Genomic DNA, 24661 nt, shown 5'->3' with positions numbered 1-24661 from the left:
CCCGGACGGCTCAGCCCCCGATCACTGATCGGTGGCGCACAGGCGCATCAAGTCGGCGGCCTTCATCGCGGGGACCATCTCGCGCAGCGTGATCAGAAGCTTTCTGGCCTGCGCGGTTCCCAGCACGTCTGCTGTGAGTTCCATGAACTTCTCGTCCTGCTCGCGTTCGGACATGGGATTCGTATCGGTGCCGATCGGGTCTTCGACAAACACATGCTCCGCGCTGCCGTCCGTGAACGTGACGGTCACGTCGGCCACGAACTTTCCAGGGTATTGCTTTTCGAGCGCAGGCTCTTCGGTGATGCGGATGCTGCGCGCCATGGCGATGACGGGCGTCATGTCGATCCTGCCGGCCAGGTAGTCGCGATGGATCGCGTAGCCGTTACCCTTGCCGAGCAACGCGAATGCCGCCTGTATGGGCAAGCTGAATTGAACGTGCTCGATGTTCCTCGGCTCGTAAGCGTTGGCGTTGGCCGTCCCGACCACGACGTTGAAGTGCGGCGTGATCTTCAGATGCACGTCGGCGATCTCGTCGCGGCGCGCGGCAAACGGGCGCAGCGCGTCGATGTAGGCATGTGTGCAATAGCAGGCGCAGTACGCCTTGAGCCAGACGGTGGCGATCTCGAACGGCCGGCCCGCTGCAAAGCGCTGCTCGGCGCCATCGCCGGCCGTACGCTGCAGGAAGGTGCGGAAGAACCCTTTATTGCCGCTCAGGAACGCGCGCGGTCCGGTGATGCCGGCCTTGGCCATGTCGGCGGCGGCCATGCCGTTGCGCGTGCCGATGCCTGCGTGAATCCGTTTGATCGAGCCGCCCGTGGACGTGTACTCGGTCGTCCCCGACATATGACTCAAAGCAATCGCGAGTGCGTGCAGCGTGGTTTCGGCGTCGAACCCGCGCAGCTTCGCCGCGACCGCGGCGGCGCCCAGATTGGACAGCGTGCAGTGGGGGTGAAAGCCTCGCTGCAGAAGATCGGGCGAGGCCAGCACGCCGATGCGCGTATACACCTCGTAGCCGGCGACCATCGCGGTGATCACGTCTTCGAGCGACAAACCCAGTTCCTCGCCGATGGCCAGCGCAGCCGGTATGACGCAACTGCCCGGATGGCTGTAGCTCTGGCCATGCGCGTCGTCGTACTCGAAACCGTGGCCATACGAGCCGTTGACGAAGGCGGCATCCGGCGCGCTCATGGTCAGGGTGGAGGCGCTCACGCGGCTCTTGCCCGGACGCTGCTGGGCGACGGCGTACTTCAGCAGTTGCCCGGACCACGGCATCGTCGAGATGCCGATCTGCAATGCGAGCTGGTCGCGCATCAGCCTGCTTACGCCGGCGCGCGCGGAGGCGTCGATATCTTCGTATCTCAACGTCTGGATGAAGCGCACGACGGCCTGCTCCAACGGAGGGCAGTTGGATAGCGAGTCAGCTTGCGTTTCGCGGGTGGTGCTCATGTCTGTCTCCTTGTTGAATGGTCTGGGTCGTCTTAATAACTAATATTAGTTAGGTTTGCGAGCGCGGCATGACGCCGCGTAGAAGTGGGCCGCCGCCTACCGGGGCAATCGGGCTGACGGAAAGTCCGGCTGCCGCTTGGCGCGCATGGCCGCCACGCCTTCTTTGACGTCCGCGCCGAGGAAGCACAACATCTCCATGGCGAGCGAGTTGTCGAAAATGGGTCCGGCCATGCGCATCCAGTTATTCAGCGACTTCTTGGTGGCGCGGATGGCGGTCTGGCTGCCGCGCGCCAGATTGGCGGCGATGGCCAGCGATTTGACGAGCACGTCGGCACGCGGCGCACAGAAGGTGACGAGGCCGATACGTTCGGCCTCTTTTCCATCGACGAAATCCGCGGTCATGAGGTAGTACTTGGCCTTGGCCATGCCGCAGAGCAGCGGCCATACGATCGCGGCGTGGTCGCCCGCCGACACGCCCAGACGCGCGTGGCCGTCGGTCAGGCGCGCGTCTTCCGCCATCACGCTGACGTCCGCGAGCAGCGCGACCACGAGCCCTGCGCCTACGGCTGTTCCGTTGATGGCGGAAATAATCGGCTTATCGCAGGCCAGCATGTTGTAGACGATATCGGAGGCCTCCTTCATCACGCGCATGGTGGCTTCCTGGCTGGCCGACATCTCTTCGACCACCGACAAATCGCCGCCCGCCGAAAACGCGCGTTCGCCCGCGCCCGTCACCACGATTGCATTCACCGTGGGATCGTCGTTGGCCACGCTCCAGACCTGGGTCAGTTCCCAGTGCATTCTGTTGTTGGTCGCGTTCATGACCTCCGGACGGTTCAATGTGACGAGCAATACGCCGTCAGCCTGGCGGTCGAACAGAAGGAACTGAAAGTCTTCGTATCGCATGCGTGAATCCAGAGTTGAGTTGAACGGTGGCGACGTACATTGAACTCGCCGGCATCGAATGGTGCAATGTGCGTGGTGCGGATGTTCCGTACTTTGATCACCGCCCCTCATGTGCGCTGGTATCCGTGCTGCCGGGAACTTGGCCTGGATTTCGCAAGCCTGCCGTTCATCTTCCTCCGTTCGATCTCAATCTAACATATGTTCGTAAGGTATGCGTGCACGATGCCGAATCACTTATCGAGTGGTTTGATCAAAGTACGGAACGCGTCGCTCGGCGCCGTTGACGCCCGATTGCGGCAGGTCGCACGATGAGCATCATGATGAAGGCATGTGCAGCCGGTGGCTGAAAGCAGGAGAGGGTGATGAACGTGACGAGAAAGACCTTGCGCGACGCAATCGAAAGTTGGCTGACACCGAACGGCGCGATCCCGTTTCGCATCCACTTTCTGCGGCGCACGGCATGCAGGCGGTGTGTGAGGATCGATGCCCGCGCATCGACGGGCGACGTGGCGATCTGCTTCTTTCAGCACGACGACGGCGCGTGGCATGTATTCCCGCCGCAGCCGCGTCACGCGACGATGCGCATCGCGTAGCCGTCTCCGCCGCTTTCGTTCGAAACGCGCGTCGGCGCAGCGATTACGCGACGAGACCGCGAAGCCGCTCGCAGATGAAGCCGAGCCCGCTGCGGCTGCCGGGCAGCACACCGATCATCATCAGAAAACCATGCATCTGCCCCTGTGCACGAAGATGATGAACCGGCACGCCAGCCGCTTCGAGGCGCTGCGCGTACGCTTCACCCTCGTCGCGCAGTACGTCGTGTTCCGCGGTGACGACGATCGCCTCCGGCAAGCCGGAAAGATCGGCTTCCCGCAATGGCGAGGCGAGACTCGCCTGCCGGGCGGCGTCGGTTGGCGCGTAGTGAGTCCAGTACCACATCATCACCTCGCGGTTGGTCAATAGCTGGTTCTCCGGTGCGACGTACGACGGTCGATCGAACGTGCAGTCGGTCACCGGATAGACGAGCAACTGACCTTTGAGCGGCACCGTGCGCTCGCGACGCGCGAGCAGCGTCACCGCGATTGCGAGATTGGCGCCCGCGCTGTCGCCGCCCACGAGCACCGGCAATTCGACGCCGAGCAGCGCGGCCCGTTGCGCGGCGAGCCACTGCGTCGCCTGCCATGCATCGTGCACCGGCCCCGGGAACGGGTGCTCCGGCGCCTTCCGGTACTCGACGAGCGCAACGGCGACGCCCGCTCCCGCCGCGAGCTCCCGGCAGAGCGGCGTGAATTCATCGACGCCACCGACGACCCAGCCGCCGCCGTGGAAGTACACGAGCAGTGCTTGCGATTTTTCGTCCGGCACGAACAGGCGTGCACGGAGCATGCCGCCCTCGACGGGGATATCGAGGGGAACGATGGCGCGCACATCGGCACCGGTGGACAGGATCGTGCTGATTCGCGCAAACGCGACGCGCGCTTCGTCCGGCGTCATCTGATGACGCGGCTTCGATGCCGCCGCGGCGAGCTTGTCCATGAACACGCGGGTGTCGAGGTCTAGGCTCATGACGCAGTCCTTTTTATTGGCGAGATTGCAATCCGTCCAGCACGGTCTCCACACCGCCGAACAGGTTCCAGCCCAGCGCCGCGGTCGCGCCGGCATCCACGACGATATTGGTGCCGGTCATCGCCGAGGCCGCATCGGACAACAGGAACGCGATCGGACCTGCGAGTTCGCCGGGCGTGATCACGCGGCCGAGCGCGGTTTGCCGCGCCATCACGGCGGGATCGCGTTCGCCGCGCGCGTAGCTGGCCTCGATCACGGGCGTGCGCACCGGCCCCGGCGAGACGGCATTCACGCGAACGCCCTGTCGGCCGAGATAGACGGCGAGGGCGCCGGCCAGATTGATCATCGCGGCTTTCGACGGGCCATAGGCAAGATGGGGCGTCGGCATCATGCCGGCGAGCGACGAGAGCATCACGATGCTGCCGCGTCCGCGCGATGCCATGAGCAGTCCGACCGAGCGGCAGACTGCATACGCGCCGCGCGCGTTGATGTCCAGAATCCGGTCCCAGGCCGACAGGTCGGTCTGCAACGGGCCCTGCGCGGGCGGGATCACGCCGGCCGCGAACACGAGCCCGTCGATGTCGCCGCATTCACGCTCGATGGCCTCGATACACGGCTCAATGCCGTCGATGTCACCGACATCGAGCCGATAGGCACGCCCCCCGGTTTCGGCGGCCACGCGTTGTGCGGCTTCTTCGTCCCGGTCAACCACGATCGGGTTCCACGCCGATGCGAGCGCCGCGCAGCATGCCGCGCCGATGCCGCCGGCGCCACCCACCACGAGCACGTTCCTGCGCAATTCCATGAACCTCTCCTTTGAATAGGTGTCTTCCGGAAGGCCGCCTGCCGCCGATCCGTGCCCGATACGGCATGGCGCTTCCTTCGCTGTGGAATTCAACGATGACTAACCGGCGCGTAGCGTGTCAACGCGCATTGCGCGCGCTTGCCGTACTTTGAAATCCGGCGCGATTCGTGCGCGAGATTGACCGTCGGAGCGACGCAAAAGAAGTGAGCGCATGCCGCCTGCCAGGCTTGCGGCACCGCGCTTCTAGAGTTCGCTTGCAAGCTCCGGCACGAGCGCGAACAGATCGCCGACGACGCCGTAATCCGCTACGCTGAAAATAGGCGCTTCCGCATCCTTGTTGATCGCGACGATTACCTTCGAATCCTTCATGCCCGCCAGATGCTGGATCGCGCCGGAGATGCCGACCGCGATATAGAGCTGCGGCGCGACGATCTTGCCGGTCTGGCCGACCTGATAATCGTTCGGCACGTAGCCGGCATCGACCGCCGCGCGCGATGCGCCCAGCGCTGCGCCGAGCTTGTCCGCGAGCGGCTCCAGCACCTTCGTGTAATTCTCGCCGCTGCCGAGGCCCCGTCCGCCCGACACGATGATGCGCGCGCTGGTGAGTTCCGGGCGATCCAGCTTCGTCACTTCACGGCCGACGAACTGCGACGTGCCCGTGTCCGCCGCCGCGGCGATAGTCTCGACCGATGCGCTCCCGCCTTCGGCCGCAGCCGGATCGAACCCGGTCGCGCGCACCGTGATGACCTTGATCGGATCGCTCGACTGAACCGTTGCTATCGCGTTGCCCGCGTAGATCGGACGCTCGAAGGTATCGGCACTGACGACCGCCGTGATTTCGGAGATCTGTGCGACATCCAGCTTCGCCGCGATACGCGGCGCGATGTTCTTGCCGTATGCGGTCGCCGGCGCGAGGACGTGCGTATAGTCCTTGGCGATATTCAGAGCGGTCGCCTCGACGTTTTCCGCCAGGCCCGCTTCGAGCTGTGGCGCGTCGGCCAGCAGCACTCTTGAGACACCTGCGATTTTCGCCGCCGCATCCGCCGCGCCCCTCGCAGTGTGACCCGCGACCAGCACGTGAATGTCGCCGCCGATCTTTGCGGCCGCCGCAACCGTGTTCAGCGTCGCGGTCTTGAGCGACGCGTTGTCGTGTTCCGCGATTACCAGAATCGTCATTTCTTTCTGCTCCCTCTCACAGCACCTTGGCTTCGGTCTTCAGCTTGTCGACCAGCGTCTTCACATCCGGCACCTTCACGCCCGCCGCGCGCTTCGATGGTTCGGCCACCTTCAGCGTCTTGATTCGCGGCGCGACATCGACGCCGAGGTCTTCGGGCTTCACGGTGTCCAGCGGCTTTTTCTTCGCCTTCATGATGTTCGGCAGCGTCACGTAGCGCGGCTCGTTCAGGCGCAGGTCGGTCGTGACGACGGCCGGCAGCGTCAGCGACAGCGTCTCCGTGCCGCCGTCCACTTCGCGCGCGACCGTGGCACGGCCATCGGCGATCGTGACCTTCGATGCGAACGTCGCTTGCGGAAAACCGGCCAGCGCAGCCAGCATCTGGCCCGTCTGGTTCGAGTCGTCGTCGATGGCCTGTTTGCCGAGAATCACCAACTGCGGCTGTTCCTTGTCGACCAGCGCTTTCAGCACCTTCGCGACGCCGAGCGGCTCGACGCCATCGATCGACTGAACGAGGATCGCGCGATCCGCGCCGATTGCAAGCGCCGTGCGCAGCGTTTCCTGCGCCTGCGCGACGCCGACTGACACGGCGATCACTTCGGTCGCGACGCCCGCTTCCTTGAGGCGGACCGCTTCTTCCACCGCGATTTCATCGAACGGATTCATCGACATCTTCACGCTACCGATATCGACGCCGGACTGATCGGATTTCACGCCGACCTTCACGTTCGCGTCCACGACACGCTTGACGGGGACCAATACCTTCACTTTGCCTCTCCTTTCCATTTCAACATTCGACCGAAAGCCGGGTGAGCGGCCATTGCTTGCGCATGGCATTCACAGTGGCGGTTCGGCCGGCGTGGCGTCAATCCCGCTCGCCCGATGGTTCCGTACTTCAGAAGCCCGCCAACCGCGACGCCTTGCCCGATGCGCGGCTTCGACCGCATCGAAGCGCGAGTTCGATATTTCGAAATTGGACTGCCTGTCTAACGCGCGTAAGCTTGATCGGAACTTCCATGGAGACGTTCGAGATGCAACACGCTAAAGGGCCGCTTGCAGGGATCAGGATCGTGGAACTGGGCGGCGTAGGGCCCGTGCCGTTCTGCTGCATGCTGCTGTCGGATCTTGGCGCCGATATCATTCGTATCGACCGCCCGCCGGGTTACGACGGCGGCCAGCCCGGCGATCCGCGCTTCAATCTCCTCAATCGCGGCCGGCGCAGCGCGGCACTCGATCTGAAGAGAAAGGAAGCGGCCGAGGCGGTCCTCAAGCTCGCCGGCCGGGCCGACGCGCTGGTGGAGGGGTTCCGCCCGGGCGTCGCGGAGAAACTGGGCCTCGGGCCGGATGCGTGCCTCGCGGCGAACCCCGCGCTCGTCTACGGCCGCATGACCGGCTGGGGGCAGCATGGCCCGCTCGCGCACGCGCCGGGCCACGACATCAATTACATCTCGCTGAGCGGCGTGCTGCATTCGGTCGGCGTGGCCGGCGGGCCGCCCGTGATTCCGCTGAATCTGGCGGGCGATTTCGGCGGCGGTTCGCTGTATCTCGCGCTCGGCGTGGTGTCGGCGATTCTCGAGAGCAAGCGGTCGGGGAAAGGGCAGGTCGTGGACGCCGCGATGGTCGATGGCTCCGCGTCGCTGATGACGCTGTTCTACGGCATGCTCGCGAGCGGTTACTGGAAGGACGAGCGCGGCAGCAATCGGCTCGACTCGGGCGCGCCCTGGTACAACGTGTACGAGACCCGCGACGGCCGCTGGTTGAGCGTCGGCTCGAACGAAGCGCGATTCTGGAGCAATACGCTGTCGATGCTGGGTCTGCGCGAAGACGAGATGCCGGACCAGCACGATCGCTCGCGATGGCCGGAGGTGCACGCAAGGTTTGCCGCGATCTTCCGCACGCGCACCCGCGACGAATGGTGCGCGCTCGCCGAGGGACGCGATGTGTGCATCGCGCCGGTCATGTCGCTGGCGGAAGCGCCGGAGCATCCGCATTTGCGCGCGCGGCAGACGTTCGTCGAGCGCGATGGCGTCGTTCAACCGGCGCCGGCGCCGCGTTTCAGCAGGACGCCCGGCGAGATACAGTCGGGGCCGGCACAGCCGGGCGAGCATACCGACGAAGTGCTGGGCGACTGGGGATTCACTGCCGTCGAACTCGCCACGCTGCGCGAGGCCGGCGCGATCGCGTGACGCCCTAACCGCAGCGCGTCATTTGCGCCCGCTCCGCATGCGGGCGCTGCCTGCTTTTTCTCCAACGGATGTTCTCCGCTCCCCGCGCATCGAATCCTTTCGTCTCCGGTTACAAGCCGATTTCGATTACGCGAATCGTCACTTCAGAAACGGTCAGTTGGTTTGTGACGCGTGACGCTCTAAGCTCGTTTCACGATGAACGTGCGGCTGCTTCAGCAGACGTCAATAACTGGAGTGCAGACTAATGGCTAATTTTCTCGACGAATCGCAAACGATGTGGCTCGACACCGTGAACAGGTTCATGGACAACGAGATCACGGTCGAATACGTGCGCAAGTGCGACATGAATCGCGATTACCCGTACGAAGCGTATGACATGATCGCGAAGCAAGGCTGGCTCGGCATTCTCATTCCGGAAGCCGAGGGCGGTTCGGGCGGCGACATCTTCGATTACTCGCTGATGGCCGAAGGTCTCGGCAAGTTCGGTTTCGACTTCGCGTGCTCGGTGCTGGTGCCGACGTTCACCGCGATGAACATCATCAAGTTCGGCACGCCGCAGCAGAAGAAGCAATACGTGCAGCCGTTCATCGACGGCAAGATCCGCTTCTCGGTGTCGATCTCCGAACCCGATGCCGGCTCCGACGCCGCCAACACGAAGACGCGTGCGCGCCGCGACAGCAACGGCGACTGGATCGTCAGCGGCCAGAAGCTGTGGTGCAGCGGCGCAGCGGCGAAAGACACCGTGATCGCCATGCTGGTGCGCACGAGCACGGACGACAAGCACAAGGGCCTGTCGGTGCTCCTGATTCCGAACGATACACCGGGCATGGTGATCAACAAGCTGCCGACGCTCTCGCGTCATGCCACCGGCACGACCGAAATCTTCCTCGACGAAGTGCGCGTGCCGGGCGACGCGCTGCTCGGCGACGAAGGCCAAGGCTGGAAGATCATCACGGAGCATCTGGAGCTCGAACGCTGCGCGGTGGCGGCCGCATACACGGGCAATGCGCAGCAGGCCGTCGCGACGGCCACGCGCTACGCGCACGAGCGCATTCAGTTCGATCATCAGCTCTACGACTTCCAGGTCGTCCGCCACATGCTGGCCGACTGTCAGACCAAGGTCGATGCCGCGCGCCTGCTGTGCTATCGCGCCGCGCAAATGGCCGCGAATCATGTGCCGTGCAGCCGCGAAGTATCGATGGCCAAGCTCTACGGCTCGGAAACGCTGAAGGAGTGCGCGCTCACCGGCATGCAGGTCCTCGGCGGTTACGCGAACCTGCCGGAAGCCGACATGGAGCGCTATCTGCGCGAGAGCATTCAATCGACCATCGGCGGCGGCACCTCGCAGATTCAGCGAACCATCATCGCGAAATCGATGCGCCAGTAACGGCGAGGAAGCAAGCCAACGACGCGCCCTTCGAATTCAATTGATAAGGAAACCGTAATGAGTACCATCAACAACAGCATCAACATTCCCCTCGACGAACTGGAGGTCGGGCAGAAGTTCCGCTCGCCGGGCCGCACGGTGACCGAAAGCGACGTGGTGATGTTCTGCATGTTCACCGGAAACTGGATCGAGATTCACTCGAACAAGGAGTACGCGGAGAAGACGCGTTGGGGCGAGCGCATCGTTCAGGGCATGCTGACGTTCTCGCTGATCTCGGGCCTCCTGCAATTCGGCCCCGCGATCCAGGCGAACTATGGCGTGGACAAGATGCGCTTCCTGAACCCGGTCAAGATTGGCGACACGGTGTACGCGACGGCCGAGATCATCGGAAAGAAGGAAAAGGACGAGAAGTTCGGCGTCGGCACGATGCTGATTCAGGCGTACAACCAGCGTGGCGAGGTCGTGCAGCGCAGCGAATGGAGCCTGCTGATGCTGCGCAAGCGCGCGGATCTCGACGCGCTGATCGCCGAAGCGCAACCCGAGTTCAAGGTCTGAGGAGCATCGCCATGACTCCTCGTCCGGTTGCGGCGATCATCGGCATGGGCGATGCGTATGCATCCCGCGCGAATCGCAAGGACCCGTTGCAGTTGGCCGCGGAGGCGACGTTGAACGCGCTCGCCGATGCGGGCATCCGCAAAGACCAGGTCGACGCGGTGTTCACGGGCCGTTCGCCGTGGGCCGACAAGCGTTCCCAGTGGAGCAACATCTTCATCTCGCACATGCAGATGCCGGTGACGATCACGAGCGAACTGACGATGCATGGCGCGGGCCTGACATCGACGCTCGCGGTCGCATCGCAGATGATCGCGGCCGGCCGCGCGGAGTACGTGGTGTGCCTGCAGAGCGACGCGACGGAACTGTTCGTCGACGCGGTCGCGATGGGCGCGGAAGCCGACGCCGATCCCCAGTTCGAGATTCCCTACGGCCCGACGATTCCGGCACTCTATGCGCAAGCCGCGCAGCGCTACTTTCACGAGTTCGGCCTCGCCGAAAGCGACCTCGCCGACGTCGCGATCGCGAATCAGCGCTGGGGCCGCCATCATCCGCACGCGGCGAAGGCGAAGTTCGGCGAGATCGACCGCGCGACGGTACTGTCGTCGCCGTATGTCGCAACGCCGCTACGCCGCTGGATGTGCTCGACGTGGGGCGGAGGAACGGGCGGTGCGCTCGTCGTGACGTCGCCCGAAAATGCGCGCGATGCACGCGATCCCGTCTACCTGCTCGGTTACGGATCGGCCACGACGCACGAATATCTGACCGACCGGATGAACATGCGCGAATGCCGGTTCGACAGCCTCGGCGCTTTCCCGAACCTGACGACCACGGCGACCGCCGAGGCGGCACGGCAGGCCTACGCGATGTCGGGCCTCGCGCCTTCCGACATCGACATGGCGCAGATTTCGGTGAACTTCGCGCACATGGGGCCGATCGTGATGGAGGATCTGGGCTTCGCGAAGAAAGGGCGCGGCATCGATCTCTATCGCGAAGGGCGCACGGGTGTCGACGGCGACCTTCCCACCGACACGAACGGCGGCTGGCTGTCGTTCGGGCAACCCGGCATCTCGTGCAACATGGACAGCATGGTCGAGGCGGTCAGGCAGTTGCGCGGGCAGCCGTTGGGGCTTGCGCCGGCGCGCCGCCCGCGAACCGTGCTCGTGCAGGGCGCGGGCGGGATGCTGGCCGCGGGCGCCGTGCTGCTTTTGTCGTCCGCAACGTGATTTTCGATCGAGACCTTCCATGACCGAAACGCATTCGCCGAATACACCGAATACCTGGCCGCAGCCGTACCGGCTGCTCGACGCACAGCCCTACTGGGACGCGCTGGCCGAAGAAAAGCTGACGTTCCAGCGCTGCAACGCTTGCCACGAAGCCGTCTGGCCCGCCCATTCGTTCTGTACGCACTGCGGCGCGAAGTCGCTTGGCTGGACCGAGTCGTCCGGCCTTGGCGAGATCTATTCGCACAGCACGGTCGTGCGCGGCCCGACAGCCGTGTGGGCCGCTATCGCGCCGTACACGGTCGGCTTCGTCCGGATGGACGAGGGCTATTACCTGTTCACGCAGATCGACGCGCCGCCCGAAGCGATACGGATCGGCCAGCGCGTCGAAGTCCGCTTCGTGCAGCGCGGCGAACAGAAGCTGCCGGTGTTCGTTCCTTCGGCATCCTGACAATCTCGCGCGGCGCGCCGCAAACGCGGCGGCCGCCCGGTCATCCATAAAAACGGAGGAGACATGGCCGGACCACTCGACGGTGTGCGCGTACTCGACCTCACGTCGAATTTCATGGGCCCGTATGCATCGCTGTTGCTGGCGGACATGGGCGCCGACGTGTGCAAGATAGAATCGCGCGACGGCGACACCACGCGCAACATCGGACCCAGCCGGCATCCCGGCATGGGGCCCATTTTTCTGCATCTCAACCGCAACAAGCGCAGCCTCGTGCTGGACCTGAAGCACCCGGACGGCATCGCGACGCTCAAACGCATGGCGCAAGCGGCCGACGTCCTGCTGTACAGCATGCGGCCGCACACCATGGCGAAGCTGGGCGTCGCCTACGAGGAGGTGCGCGCGCTCAACCCCCGCATCATCTACTGCGGCGCATTCGGGTTCGGGCAAAACGGCCCCTATGCCGCACGCCCGGCCTACGACGACCTGATTCAGGCCGCGGTCGGCATGCCGGTGCTGCAAAGCCGGAAGCACGGCCCGCCGGACTATGTCGCGACTGCCATCGCGGACCGCGTCGTCGGCATGGCGACCAGCAATGCGGTCGCAATGGCGCTGTACTGGCGCGAGAAGACCGGCGTCGGCCAGCAGGTATTCGTGCCGATGATGGAAACCTTCGCGCATTTCGTGCTCGGCGATCACCTGTACGGGCACACGTTCGTGCCGCCGCTCGGCGACTGGGGCTACGCGCGCATGATGAATCCGGATCGGCGTCCGTATCGCACGCGCGACGGTTATATCGGCGTGAACGTGTACGCGGACCATCACTGGAAGCGCTTCTTCGTGCTGACCGGGCATGCGGAGATGGCCGACGATCCGCGCTTCAACAACATCGGCGGGCGCACCGAGCACATCGCGCATCTGTACGCGTTTCTCGCGCGCGTGTTCGAGACGCGGACCACGGCCGAATGGGTGAGCGCGCTGACCGAAGCCGATATCCCGGCGATCGAGATGAATACGCCCGAAACGCTCATCGACGATCCGCACATGAGGGCGGTCGAATTCTTCGCGGAGCAGGATCATCCGTCCGAAGGGCGGATCCGCACGCTCGGCATTGCGCAGCAATGGAGCGAAAGCGTGCCGGAACTGCGCCATCCGGCGCCACGGCTTGGCGAACATTCGGTGGCGCTGCTGACGGAGTATGGCTTTGGCCGTGCCGAAATCGACGCGATGCTGCGTTCCGGCGGCATCTACGCGCCCGATACCGATGCCGATACCGATGCCAAGCCGCAAACCGAGAAAGTACTGAATCAGGAGAATTGACATGTTGCGCGATCTGCCGCTGTCGGGTGTCGTCGTAGTCGAACTGAGCGACAGCGCGTCGGCGCCGTTCGCCGGAAGGATCCTGGCGGCGCTGGGTGCCGAGGTGTGGAAAGTCGAGCGCCCCTCGGGCGACTCGGCACGCGGCTGGGGGCCGAGCGAATGGAAGGGCAGCGGCGCTGCGTATCACGGGCTCAATCGCGGCAAGCGCGCGATCTGCATCGATATCAAGGATCGCGAGCAACTCGCGACGCTGCACCGGCTGATCGCGGAACACGCGGACGTGTTCCTCCACAACCTGCGACCGGGTTCGAGCGCGCAGTACGGACTCGACGCCGACAGCCTGCGCGTGACCAAGCCGGAGCTGGTCTATTGCGAAATCGGCGCATTCGGCCATCTCGGGCCGATGAATACGCTCCCCGGCTACGATCCGCTGATGCAGGCGTTCTCGGGGATCATGAGCATTACCGGCGAGGACGGGCAGGCGCCGGTTCGCGCCGGCGTGTCGATCGTCGATTTCGGTTCGGGGTTGTGGGCGGCGGTCGGGATTCTGGCGGCGCTGTATCGCCGTCAGGTCAAGCATTGCGGCGCGACCGTCAACGGATCGCTGCTGGAAACGGCGCTGGCATGGATGACGGTCAACGTCGCGAACTACAGCGCCGATGGCGATACCGGCGGCCGGCACGGCTCGGGCGTCGCGTTCATCGTGCCGCATCGCGCCTATTCGGCGACCGACGGTCACCTGATCGTCAGCGCCGCGAACGACGCGCTGTTCGGGAAGCTATGCGCGGCGCTCGGCCGTCCCGAGTGGGCGCTCGACGACCGGTTCGCGACCAATGCGGGGCGGCTCAAGAACCGCACGGAGATCGATCGCCTGATCGGCGAGCGCATGGCGACCGATTCCCGCGCCGCCTGGCAGGCGAAGCTGCAGGCCGCTGGCGTGCCCGTGGCGCCCATCCAGACGACGGCGGAAGTGCTCGATCATGCGCAGACGCATGCGCTCGGCATCATCGAAACGCCGTCGGACGACGAGATCGGGCTGGTCGGGCTGCCGCTGTCGTTCGACGGCAAGCGCGCGCCGCCTTTACACGCGGCTCGGGACATCGGCGCGGACAATCCGTCGCTCGACACGCTGCTCAATACGAGCCGCTGACGATGATGTACGATGGCTTCCGAACTCCAGTGCTGGACATCGGTCACGGGTTCCGACAACGTCATCAAGGCGTGCATGAGGGGAGACATGAGTACTTTCAATCGCCTGCATCTGATCCGGCAGGTCGATCTGCTCACGTTGAAGCTGTTCCTGTCGGCGGTCGAGGAACAGCAGATTGGCCTGGCGGCGATTCGCGAAAATGTGGCCGCATCGACGGCGACCAAGCGCATTCAGGAGCTCGAGGACGTTGCGGGAATCAAGCTGCTCGAACGCGGCCCGAAGGGGGTCGTGCCGAGTCCCGCGGGCGCAGTCCTCGTCCGCTATATCCGCCGGATCTTCGACAATCTCGACGACATGCGCGCGGAGATCGCGTCGTTCACCGACGGCATGCGCGGCGAGCTCACGATTGCATCGGCGCGATCGATCATCGTTCCGTTTCTCGCGCGTGAAATAGGCGACTTCCAGCGCGAATATCCGCTCGTCGATCTCGTCATCAGCGAGCTGGAGAATGCCGAGGTCGTGCAGGCGGTCGCGCGCGGCGAGGCCGACGTCGGCGTATTCGCGGCGGCGCACAAGCTCGATCTCGGCGGTGTCGACGTGACGCCGTACCGGGAGGATCGGCTGATCGCCGTCGTTCCGCAGGGACACCCGTTCGCCGGGCGCGCGAGCGTCACCATTCAGGATCTGCTGTCGGAAAATCTGATCGTGGTCGGCGCGATGCTCGGCGCGATCCAGGCGGCCGCGCGCCGGCTCGGCAGAGAGTTCGAGCCGCGATACGGCGTCAGGAGCGCAGGCGTGGCCGTCAGTCTGGTGCAGGCCGGGCTCGGCGTGTCGGTTCAGCCGGAGTGCATGGTGAGCCATGAACTGTTCAGCCGTGTGGCCGTGCTCGACCTGGCGGAACCGTGGGCCGTCCGGCGCGTTCAGATCGCGACGGCACGCGGTCGCGAGTTGAACCCGATTGCGCGTGCGTTGATCGAGCAACTGCTCGATCAGCCGGGAGACACGCAGGCCGCGTGAGGGAGGGTCGGGCGGACGGCACGGCATGCGGCGGGCCGATCGTATCGCCTCGGCCCGCGCTTTCGGCGTGAGTTATGCCAGCGGCTGGTCGAGCACGATGGTCTTCGATTCGACGAACGCATTCAGCCCTTCGACGCCGCCCTCGCGCCCAATACCAGATTGCTTGAACCCGCCGAAGCCGATCGAGAAGTCGGTGCGCGACGCATTATGACCGACGCTGCCGGTGCGCAGCCGCCGTGCCACATTCAGTGCACGCCCGGCGTCGGACGTAAACACCACGGCGTTCAACCCGAAGATGGAATCGTTGGCGAGTTCGATCGCATGCGCTTCGCTGTCCGCGGCGATCACCGAGAGCACGGGTCCGAAGATCTCTTCCTGCGCGATGGCCGCCCGGTTGTCGACATTCCCGAACACCGTCGGCTCGAAAAAGAAGCCGCGCGACAAATGGCGCGGACGCGCACCGCCAGCGGCGAGCGTCGCACCTTCGGCGATGCCCTTGGCCACGTAGCGCTCGACGGTGTCGCGCTGGCGCGCAGTCGCAAGCGGACCGACCGTCGTGCCGTCGTCGAAGGGATCGCCGGGCACCATCGCACGCGCGGCCGCGCTCAACGCTTCCACCATGGTGTCGTGCTTCGCGCGCGGAACGATGATGCGCGTCAGGCTGTGGCACACCTGGCCGGTCAGATAGCTGAAGTACGGTTGGCCGAGCGCCTGGGCCGCCGCGTCGATGTCGTAATCGTCGAGAACGAGCGCCGCCGATTTGTCGCCCAGTTCCAGCGTGACGCGCGCGATCCGGCCGGCTGCCGCCTCGCTGATGCTGCGGCCAGCCGATGTCGAGCCGGTAAAGGTGATCTTGTCGACGGCCGGATTGCGGACCATCGTTTCGGATACGTCGCGGTCGGCCGTCAGGACGTTGACGACACCGGGCAGCAAGCCGATCTCGTCACAGATCTGCGCGAACAGATACGCCGACGTGGGCGCTTCCGGCGACGGCTTGACGACGACCGTGCAGCCCGCGAGCAGCGCCGGCGCGACCTTGTAGGCGAGCAGTGCGGCAGGACCGTTCCAGGGAACGATCGCAAGTACCACGCCGGCCGGTTCCTTCACCGCGTAAGCCTGATGTCCGGTGGCTGAGCGGCGCGGTTCGACGAACGGATACGTCTCGGCCATCGCGGCGTACTGGCGAAACGCCGCGCCGAGAAACTGGCCGATGCGCGGTTTGGCGATCCGCTGCAGGATGCCCGATTCGATGCTCCAGCCGCGCGCGAACGCGTCGTTCGCTTCTTCCAGGCGTTGCGCAATTTTTTCCAGATAGACCGAGCGCTCGCCCGGCGTCATGCGCGGCCATGGCCCACGGTCGAAGGCGCGGCGCGCGGCGTCGATCGCACGCGCGGCGATTTCCGCATCGGCTCGCGCGACGTGCGCCGCGACGCGTTCCGTGCTGCAGTCGAGCACCTCGAAGGTGTCGGAGTGGGGCGCGGGCATCCAATGGCCATCGATGTAGAAGGCGTCGGGATGCCTCAGCGGAATCGTTCGTTCGGTTGCTTGCATGAAAGCCTTTCCTGAATGAGGAGTTCAGATAGAAACCGCGCGGGGCGGGGCGGCGTCCGCGCGGATCATGTCGGCGCCCTTTTCGCCGATCATGATGCAGGCCGCGTTGGTGTTGCCCGCCACGATTCGCGGCATGATGGACGCGTCGACGACACGCAGCCTGCCGACGCCGTGCACGCGCAGCCGGGGATCGACGACGGCCCTTTCGTCGACGCCCATCCGGCACGTGCCGACCTGATGCCAGCCGCTGTTGCCGTTCGTCCTGAGATGCGCCAGCAATTGCTCGTCGGTCGTGGCCGGCGCGCCCGGCACGAGTTCGTGAATGATCCGCGACGCGAGCGGTGCGGCTTCGGCAATGCGCCGCATCATCCGCAGGCCCGCGATCGAACGGCGGATGTCTCCCGCGTCGCTCAGGTAGTTCGGATGAAACGCGGGCGCTTGCAGCGGGTCGGACGACTTGAGCGCCATATGGCCGCGCGAGTCGGGTGTCAGCAGAACCATCGATCCGCCGATGGCAGGGAAATCGTCGACGACCGGCTCGCCGGACGCGTCGAACTTGAAGGTCATCGGACTCACCGTGAGTTGCAGGTCCGCTTCGGGGCGTCCGGGCTCGCTGCGCGCATAGGCCGTCACGGGGGCCGCGCCGATCGCGAGATAACCGCCGCGCGTGAGCAGGTAGCGCGCGCCCTCCAGATACTTCCGCAGCCCGCGCAGACGGTGGTTGTACGAGCTTCCCGGCGTGACGCGCCACGCGAACGAGCCGAACCAGTGATCCTGCAGGTTGCGGCCCACGCCGGGAGACTCGACTGTCGCGGCGATGCCGTGCCGGCGCAGTTCCGCGGCATCGCCGATGCCCGACAGCATCAGCAGGTGGGGCGAGGCGAGGGCGCCGCCCGACAGGATCACCTCTCGCGTGGCGGCAATCATGCGCCGCTCGCCCCGTTCGAGCACCTCGATGCCGGTCGCCTCGCCGGATTCCAGCGCCACACGCGTCACGCGCACGCCCGTGCGGACGGTCAGGTTGCCACGATGGCGCACGGGTTCGATGAACGCGTTATACGAGGTGTGGCGGCGGCCGTTGCGGATCGTGTATTGCCGGTACGCGACGCCTTCGTGCGGCGGTCCGTTGAGATCCTCGCTGCGGCGAATGCCGATCTGCTGCGCGGCGGCGATGAAGTCGTCGGCAGTCGGGTGCGTGATCGCGGCGTCGCTCACGTGCAGCGGACCCTGGGCGCCGTGATAATCGTTCGCGCCGCGCTGATTCGTCTCCGATCGCACAAAGTAGGGCAGCACCTCGGCCCAGCTCCAGCCAGGGTTGCCGAGCGCGGCCCAGTGGTCGAAGTCGCCCGGCTGGCCGCGCATGTAGATCATCCCGTTGATCGAGCTGCTGCCGCCGAGTCCCTTGCCGCGCGGCCAGTACACGGTGCGTCCGCCGAGCGTCGGCACGGGCTCGGTATCGAACGCCCAGTTGAAGCGCCTGTCCATGAACAGCTTGCCGCCGCCCGCAGGCGTGCGCACCCAGAAGGTGTTCATGTCCGGACCGGCTTCGACGAGCAGCACGCGAACGGCGGGATCTTCGGACAGGCGGCTCGCCACCACACAGCCCGACGAGCCCGCGCCCACCACGATGTAGTCGTAGATTTCCATCGAAGCGGCTCTTATTGCGCCTTCGGGATCAACGGGACGATCGTCGCCGCAATGACGGCGGGGATCGCGAACGCATAGAAGTTCCAGTGCAGCCCGAGGTTGGACCCGACGATCCAGCCGCCGATCATCGGTCCCAGAATCGAGCCGAAGCGCCCGATGGCCTGCGCGCCGCCAAGCGCGGACCCTCTGCACGCCGCCGGGAAATGCGCGGCGATGTAACCGTAGATCAGGCTGCTGGTGCCGATCGAACCGAGCCCGGCGCCGAACACGGCGAGCATCAGCCATGCGAAATCGAGCTTCTGGCTCAGCGCGATCAACGACAGTCCGCCGATGACGAGAAACGGAAGCATCACGTGTCTCGATCCGAGGCGATCGGCCAGCCACGCGCCGCCGAGCATGCCCACGACGGCGCCCAGTTGCATCACCAGCAGGAACTGCAGCGACGAGCCGAGCGGATAGCCGGCCGAACGCATCAACTGAGGCAGCCACGCATTGAGCCCGTAGATGATGAGCTGGACACAGAACGTCATGAACGCGAGCAGCAGCGCGGTCGCGCGAAATTCGCGAGAAAGCACCAGTTGATATCCGCTTTTCGCTCGCACGCCATCGAGCGGCGCGCGCTGCGCGTGCTTGTCGCGCAGGATCTGGTCGAAATCGAGCGAATACCGGGTTGCGAGCTTGCGTGCCTCGTCGAGCCGGCCACGATCGACGAGAAAGTCCACCGACTCGGGAAGAAAGAAGTACATCACCGGAAGGATCAGTGCGTAGAACGCGCCGAGTGCGTACAAGGTGCGCCACCCATGCTCGTGAAGCAATGCGATGGCGAGCAACGCGGACACGATGCCGCCCACCGAGTAGCCAGTCAGGGTCAGCGCGTTGTATAGCTGGCGCCGCGACTTTGGCGCGTACTCGACCGACAGCGCGACCGCCGAAGGCACGACGCCGCCCATGCCGATGCCGGTGACGAAGCGCGCTGCGCCCAGGAACGTCGGCGAGGTCGCGAGCGCGCAGACGATCGAACCCACGGAGAACCAGAGGACACCCGCCATGAGCAGGCGACGCCGTCCGATGCTATCGGTCAGCGGTCCTGCCGCCGCCAGTCCGACCATCAGGCCGACCAGCGTCCAGCTTCCGATCATGCCCGCGCCGGCGGGGCTGAGATGCCAGCCGGGTTCGTTCAGCAGATGCGGAACGGTCGTCCCGTACACGATCAGATCGTAGCCGTCGGCTACGAGGGTCAGAAAACAGAGAAGGATAACGAATAGACTGCTGCGGACCGGCGGCGTTGCTTGACTCACGTTGTCTCCTTACCTTTGTTGTGCAGGTCTTGTAGCCGGGCAGATCGTCGGGAGGTGCGACGGGCGCGACGAACCTGCTCGCGATTCCGCTGTTGCTCGTCGACGGGCTGGGCCCGGCTCTTTGAAGTGTGTCGATTACAGCCACGCAAACTGTTGCACTCGCGGACGAATCTGCTGTGGTTCCCGGCTGCTGCCTGTACGGGGAATTCGAAGCGAATCCGATTCGTCACGACTAGAGTAAGAGCATGTCCACGGCAAGCCAATTGAGCGTTTCCGAAGTCTCGATTCGACGGTGACGAATCTGTCCGGCACGCGCTAACCGGCTTCCGGTTGGCAGGAGAGTGGGCGTCGCGGCGCCCTGTGTGAAGGAGGGGATTTCTGATGTATGTACGGAAGGGATATGCGGGGACGCTATATCCAGTCAGATTGCATCTTCCAATGCACTCCGAAGTTTCGATGCGTTCGAACGCTTCAGCACCACGCCGTTGATGCTACCTGGCGCCTGAGCCCCGTCAGACGATCTTGCGCGACCGCAAATCGGCGACCATCTGGGCATCGAGTCCGAGCCCGGCCAGAATCTCCTCGGTATGCTCGCCCGTCAGCGGCGGCCGGGTATGGATTTCCGGCGGCGTGCGTGACAGCGAAACGGGTGTGGCGAAGATCGGCACCTTCTTCGGCGCGCCAGGATAGTCCATCCAGCGAATCACATCCGCGGCCTTGATGGTGTCGTCCTCCAGCACCTGGCGCGGCGAGTTGACAGGGCTCGCCGGAATGCGGGCCGTCTCCAGCGCGCGGAGCGCCTCGGCCTGCGTCTTGTCCGCACACCATCGGCTCATGAGATCGCTCAGGATTTCGCCATTCTCGCCACGTAGCGTGTCGTCGGCAAAACGCGGATCGTCGAGCAGTTCCGGCTGGCCGATCAGTTGAGTCCAGCGCTTGAACATCGGCCGTCCGATGACCTGGGTGATGAACCATCCGTCCTTCGCCTTGAAGATGTCGGACGGCGCATAACCTGATGCGCGATTCAGCGTGGCCTGGCGGTCCAGGCCGAGCAACGCTTCCTCGATCAGCGCGCCGCTTGCCATGTTCAGGCCCGTGCACAGCAGCGAGGCGGTGACTTCCTGACCCATGCCGCTGCGCTGACGTTCGTAGAGCGCCAGCATGACCCCGAGCGCGCAGGAAAACGCCGTGGCGAAGTCCACCACGGGCACCATGGCCTTTTGCGGCCGGTCGGGCGTGCCCGCGATGTAGACCGCGCCGCTCAGGGCCTGGCCGACGCCGTCGAAGCCCACGCGGTCGCGCACGGCCTCGCTGTTGCCGAACGCGTTGGAGGCGACGAGGATGATGTCGCGCCTGATCTCGCAAAGGCTCTCGTAATCCAGGCCCAGGCTCTTGAGCGTGCGGGGCGGCATGTTGGCGATCACCACGTCGGCGTCGGCCACCAGCTTGCGCACGATGTCGCGCCCCTCGGGACTATCGAGGTCGAGCGTCATGGAGCGCTTGTTGCGGTTGACCTGCAGGAACAACGCGCCTTCGCCCTGTTCGGTCACGGGCACGATGAAGCGGTCTTCGCCGCCGCCGACGCGGTCGATGCGGATGACGTCGGCGCCATAATCGGCCAGCAGCGCCGAACAGAACGGCCCGGCGATGAAGCGTCCGAAATCGAGGACCTTGATGCCTTCGAGTACTTTCATGTCTTGTTCACGTTTTCGATCAGGTAGCAGTTCCGATTGCGCCTCGCACGCGCACACATCGTTGGATGTCCAGACGGTGAGTCAGCCGGAGCTCGCAGCCGAGCGCACTTCGTCGAGCGCGGCGGGATTGTCCAGCGACGACAGATCGCCGGGCGGCAAGCCGCAATACACGCTGCGGATCACGCGCCGCATGATCTTGGAGCTGCGCGTCTTCGGCAATTGCGCGACGACATGCACGCAGCCGGGCCGGAACGGCCGCCCGAGGCGCTTGTCGACATGAGCCGAGACGATCGACGTCAACTCCGCGGCCACGACGCTCGCGTCGGGCTTCGGCACGACAAAGACGACTAGCTTCTGCCCCTTGTCGGCATCCGCCACGCCGATGGCAGCCGCTTCGGATACGTCGGCCAGTTCCAGCACGACTTCTTCCACCTCGGCCGGTCCGAGACGCTTGCCGGCGACCTTGAGCGTGTCGTCGGAGCGTCCCATCATGAAATAGTTGCCCTCGGGCGTGCGCAGCGCCAGGTCGCCATGCACCCAGATTCCGGGAATGGTCTGCCAGTATGTTTCCAGATAGCGCTCGTCGTCGCGCCAGAACGATTGCGTCATGCCGACGAAGGGCGCTCGCATGGCCAGTTCGCCCACAACACCCGTCACGCTTTCGCCCTCGGCATTCACCACGTCCGCCGCGACGCCGGGCGAGACCGTGTTGAAGCCGCTCGGTGGAATCGGGCGGATCGGCACGCTGGCGAGCAAGGCGCCGGAAGCCTCCGTGCCGCCCGTGTAGTTGATGACGGGCGCCGTGCCGTCGCCGAAGCGTTGCAGGAACCAGTTGAAGTGCTCCGGCGCGATGCCTTCGCCTGCCGTGATCAGCAAGCGCACTGTCGAGCGGTCACCCGCCAGCGCCAGCGCTTCGTGGCTCGCCATGCCGCGAATCAGCGTGGGCGCCGAACCGAAGTGCGTGATCCGGTGCCGTTCGACCACGCGCGACATGCGCGACCAGTCGGGATAATCGGGCGCGCCGTCGTAGCACACGAGCGTCGCGCCGCGCAGCAGCGCGCAGCCGAGCACCAGCGTGCCCGCGATCCAGCCCATATCGGCGGGCCAGCAGTAGACATCGCCGGGATGCACGTCGAAATGAACCAGCGAGTCGTGCGCGACTTTGATCGGGAAACTGCCGTGCGTGTGCACCACGCCTTTGGGCTTGCCCGTGGTGCCGGACGTGTAGATCACCATGAAGGCCGTGTCGGGCGTCACGATGACGGCGTCCGTGCCTTGCCCCTGCGCGGCGACTGAAGTTTCCTGCCAGTCCAAGTCGCGTTCGTCCCGCGCCGTTTCGCCTTCGGCGCGCTTCCAGACCACATGTTCGAGCAGCGGCAACTGACGCCATGCGTCGCGCAACGCGCCTTCCACGTTCACGCGCTTGGTGCGGCGCGCGAAGCCCGTGGACGCGATCACGAAACGCGCCTCGGCGGCCGACAGGCGTGCGACGATCGCATCGACGCCGAAGCCGCTGAAGAGCGGCACGACCAGCGCGCCCAGATGCACGATGGCCAGAAGCGAGATGGTCGCTTCGACGCCGTTTTCCATCAGCAGGCCGATACGGTCGCCTTCTTTGACACCGTGGCTCGAGAGGCCCGCCGCGAAATCGCGCACGCGCTGCTCCAGTTCCGCATAGGTCAGCGTGCTCACGCTGCCGTCCTCGCGTTCGGCCACCACCGCCTTTTGCTGCGCCGTGGCAGGACGGCGTGCCCACGCATAGATCGTGTTGACCCAGTTGAGCCGGCCGCCGGGAAACCAGCTCGGAAACTGCGGGCCGCGCGAGAGGTCCGCGTAGCCGGTGGGCGGCACATCCCACGCGATCGCGCATTCGCGCATCACGGTTTGCCAGTAGCGCTCCGGCTCCGCGATCGACACGCGCATCAGTTCGTCATACGAACGCACGTCCAGCGCGCGCATCAGCGTGACGATGCCGGCGTTCTGCAGTTCGCGCTCGCCCGGCTGCCAGATGTGACCGGACGCGTGACCAGATTCCAGGTTGCTCATGATCTGTCTCCTGCCTTCAGGCGCGTTCGAAAATCATCGCGATGCCCTGGCCGCCGCCGATGCACATCGTCTCCAGGCCATAGCGGGCCTCGCGGCGCTGCATTTCGTGCAGCAGCGTGCTCATGATGCGCACGCCCGTCGCCCCCACGGGATGGCCCAGCGAGATGCCCGAGCCGTTCACGTTGAGCCTGTCTTCCAGCGCGTCCATGGTACTGCCCCAGCCCTTGACGCAGGCCAGCGCCTGACACGCAAAGGCCTCGTTGAGCTCGATCAGATCCATCTGGTCGAATGTCAGCCCGGTGCGCACAAGCACCTTCTGCACGGCGGGCACGGGGCCGATACCCATGCGCGCCGGATCGCAGCCCGCGGCGGCCCAGCCGACCAGCCAGCCCATCGGCGTGAGGCCCAGCTCGTCGAGCTTGTCCTCGGCGACGATCAGGCAGGCAGCCGCGGCGTCGTTCTGCTGGCAGGCGTTGCCCGCGGTGACGACACCTTCCTTCATGATGCTGCGCAGCTTGGCGAGGCTCTCCGCCGTCGTCTCGCCGCGCACGCCTTCGTCCTGCTTCACGATCACCGCATCGCCCTTGCGCTGCGGCACCGGGACGGCAACGATCTCGGCATCGAAATGTCCGGCTTGCTGCGCGGCGGCGGCGCGCCGATGGCTGCGCGCGGCGAAGCGGTCCGATGCCTCGCGCGTGATGTCGTACTCGCGCGCCAGCGTCTCCGCCGTCTCGATCATGCCGCTGATACGGCCGAAGCGGCTTTCCGGCTGCGAGCGCTCACGGCCGCGGTCGAGCCGGTCGTGCATCGTGACCGAACCCGCGCGCTTGCCCCAGCGCATGTCGGTCGTATAGAACTCGACGTTGCTCATGCTCTCGACGCCGCCGGCCATGACGACGTCGGCCGCGCCGGTCTGCACCATCATCGCCGCCGTGGCCAGCGCCTGCACGCCGCCGCCGCAGCGCCGGTCGAGCTGCATGCCCGCCACTTCGATCGGAAAGCCCGCCTGCAGCGCGACCCAGCGCCCGGTGCACGGCGTCTCGCCGCTGGCATAGCTCTGCGCGAACACGACATCATCGATGCGCGCGGGATCCAGACCGGTGCGCTCCACGATGGCGCGCGCGACCGTGGCGCCGAGTTCCTCGACGGGAACGCCCTTCAACGCTCCGCCGAACGCGCCCACGGGGGTGCGCAGCGGGGAGACGATGGCTGCTCGTTTCATTTCGAATGCCTCTTCAATGTCATCAA

General features: G+C 65.3%; 21 protein-coding genes. 9 read left to right on the top strand and 12 right to left on the bottom strand.

Going from position 1 to position 24661, the window contains the following annotated elements:
* Positions 1-21: 21 nt before the first annotated feature.
* Together AWB70_RS08490 and AWB70_RS08485 are read right to left on the bottom strand one after the other, a co-directional pair.
* Positions 22-1446: an MmgE/PrpD family protein gene (locus AWB70_RS08490; RefSeq protein ID WP_053571378.1), complete on the bottom strand. Its 1425-nt coding sequence runs from the start codon at positions 1444-1446 to the stop codon at positions 22-24.
* 96 nt (positions 1447-1542) lie between these two features.
* Entirely contained in the window at positions 1543-2352 is an 810-nt protein-coding gene (locus AWB70_RS08485) for an enoyl-CoA hydratase/isomerase family protein (RefSeq protein ID WP_053571377.1), read from the bottom strand.
* A gap of 362 nt (positions 2353-2714) precedes the next feature.
* On the opposite strand from AWB70_RS08485, the gene AWB70_RS08480 reads away from it, so the two are divergent.
* A complete protein-coding gene (locus tag AWB70_RS08480) occupies positions 2715-2945 on the top strand; it encodes a hypothetical protein (protein ID WP_041733396.1) in 231 nt (76 codons plus the stop codon).
* 43 nt (positions 2946-2988) lie between these two features.
* Here AWB70_RS08480 and AWB70_RS08475 read toward each other — a convergent pair whose 3' ends face one another.
* The 4 genes from AWB70_RS08475 to AWB70_RS08460 form a co-directional block, all read right to left on the bottom strand.
* Positions 2989-3915, bottom strand: a complete 927-nt coding sequence (locus tag AWB70_RS08475; RefSeq protein WP_053571376.1) for an alpha/beta hydrolase — start codon at positions 3913-3915, stop codon at positions 2989-2991.
* Between the two features lie 13 nt (positions 3916-3928).
* Positions 3929-4720, bottom strand: a complete 792-nt coding sequence (locus tag AWB70_RS08470; protein WP_053571375.1) for an SDR family NAD(P)-dependent oxidoreductase — start codon at positions 4718-4720, stop codon at positions 3929-3931.
* Between the two features lie 243 nt (positions 4721-4963).
* Entirely contained in the window at positions 4964-5896 is a 933-nt protein-coding gene (locus AWB70_RS08465) for an electron transfer flavoprotein subunit alpha/FixB family protein (RefSeq protein ID WP_053571374.1), read from the bottom strand.
* A gap of 16 nt (positions 5897-5912) precedes the next feature.
* Positions 5913-6662, bottom strand: coding sequence for an electron transfer flavoprotein subunit beta/FixA family protein (locus tag AWB70_RS08460; protein ID WP_053571373.1), 750 nt, complete (start codon positions 6660-6662; stop codon positions 5913-5915).
* 263 nt (positions 6663-6925) lie between these two features.
* Between AWB70_RS08460 and AWB70_RS08455 the strand changes: the two genes are divergently transcribed.
* The 8 genes from AWB70_RS08455 (at position 6926) to AWB70_RS08420 (ending at position 15177) form a co-directional block, all read left to right on the top strand.
* Positions 6926-8080, top strand: coding sequence for a CaiB/BaiF CoA transferase family protein (locus tag AWB70_RS08455; protein ID WP_053572080.1), 1155 nt, complete (start codon positions 6926-6928; stop codon positions 8078-8080).
* Positions 8081-8324: 244 nt separating this feature from the next.
* Positions 8325-9467: an acyl-CoA dehydrogenase family protein gene (locus tag AWB70_RS08450; protein ID WP_053571372.1), complete on the top strand. Its 1143-nt coding sequence runs from the start codon at positions 8325-8327 to the stop codon at positions 9465-9467.
* 57 nt (positions 9468-9524) lie between these two features.
* Positions 9525-10022 carry a MaoC family dehydratase gene (locus AWB70_RS08445; RefSeq protein ID WP_053571371.1) on the top strand — a complete coding sequence of 166 codons (498 nt, stop codon included), beginning with the start codon at positions 9525-9527 and terminating at the stop codon, positions 10020-10022.
* 11 nt (positions 10023-10033) lie between these two features.
* Positions 10034-11245: a thiolase family protein gene (locus AWB70_RS08440; protein ID WP_063786749.1), complete on the top strand. Its 1212-nt coding sequence runs from the start codon at positions 10034-10036 to the stop codon at positions 11243-11245.
* Between the two features lie 19 nt (positions 11246-11264).
* On the top strand, positions 11265-11693 hold the full coding sequence (locus AWB70_RS08435) for a Zn-ribbon domain-containing OB-fold protein (RefSeq protein WP_053571370.1): 429 nt from the start codon (positions 11265-11267) through the stop codon (positions 11691-11693).
* Between the two features lie 63 nt (positions 11694-11756).
* Positions 11757-13010: a CaiB/BaiF CoA transferase family protein gene (locus AWB70_RS08430; RefSeq protein WP_053571369.1), complete on the top strand. Its 1254-nt coding sequence runs from the start codon at positions 11757-11759 to the stop codon at positions 13008-13010.
* 1 nt (position 13011) lies between these two features.
* Positions 13012-14160 carry a CaiB/BaiF CoA transferase family protein gene (locus AWB70_RS08425; protein ID WP_053571368.1) on the top strand — a complete coding sequence of 383 codons (1149 nt, stop codon included), beginning with the start codon at positions 13012-13014 and terminating at the stop codon, positions 14158-14160.
* 87 nt (positions 14161-14247) lie between these two features.
* Positions 14248-15177 carry a LysR family transcriptional regulator gene (locus tag AWB70_RS08420; RefSeq protein WP_053572078.1) on the top strand — a complete coding sequence of 310 codons (930 nt, stop codon included), beginning with the start codon at positions 14248-14250 and terminating at the stop codon, positions 15175-15177.
* Between the two features lie 72 nt (positions 15178-15249).
* Here the strand turns inward: AWB70_RS08420 and AWB70_RS08415 are convergent, their stop codons facing one another.
* The 6 genes from AWB70_RS08415 to AWB70_RS08390 all read right to left on the bottom strand — a co-directional run bounded on the left by AWB70_RS08415 (position 15250) and on the right by AWB70_RS08390 (position 24635).
* Positions 15250-16728, bottom strand: coding sequence for an aldehyde dehydrogenase (locus tag AWB70_RS08415; protein ID WP_053571367.1), 1479 nt, complete (start codon positions 16726-16728; stop codon positions 15250-15252).
* Between the two features lie 24 nt (positions 16729-16752).
* Positions 16753-18375: a GMC family oxidoreductase gene (locus tag AWB70_RS08410; protein WP_053571366.1), complete on the bottom strand. Its 1623-nt coding sequence runs from the start codon at positions 18373-18375 to the stop codon at positions 16753-16755.
* A gap of 11 nt (positions 18376-18386) precedes the next feature.
* The gene (locus tag AWB70_RS08405; protein WP_053571365.1) at positions 18387-19673 is read right to left on the bottom strand and encodes an MFS transporter; all 1287 of its coding nucleotides are present in this window, start codon (positions 19671-19673) and stop codon (positions 18387-18389) included.
* A 512-nt stretch (positions 19674-20185) separates the two neighbouring features.
* A complete protein-coding gene (locus AWB70_RS08400; protein ID WP_053571364.1) occupies positions 20186-21367 on the bottom strand; it encodes a CaiB/BaiF CoA transferase family protein in 1182 nt (393 codons plus the stop codon).
* Between the two features lie 81 nt (positions 21368-21448).
* Positions 21449-23413, bottom strand: coding sequence for an AMP-binding protein (locus AWB70_RS08395; RefSeq protein ID WP_053571363.1), 1965 nt, complete (start codon positions 23411-23413; stop codon positions 21449-21451).
* 16 nt (positions 23414-23429) lie between these two features.
* Positions 23430-24635: an acetyl-CoA C-acetyltransferase gene (locus AWB70_RS08390; RefSeq protein WP_053571362.1), complete on the bottom strand. Its 1206-nt coding sequence runs from the start codon at positions 24633-24635 to the stop codon at positions 23430-23432.
* Positions 24636-24661 lie beyond the last annotated feature (26 nt).

It is taken from the genome of Caballeronia cordobensis (assembly GCF_001544575.2).
Taxonomy (GTDB): Bacteria; Pseudomonadota; Gammaproteobacteria; order Burkholderiales; family Burkholderiaceae; genus Caballeronia; species Caballeronia cordobensis.
Note: the sequence above shows the minus strand (reverse complement) of the source record. Positions and strands in the feature narration are given on the sequence as shown.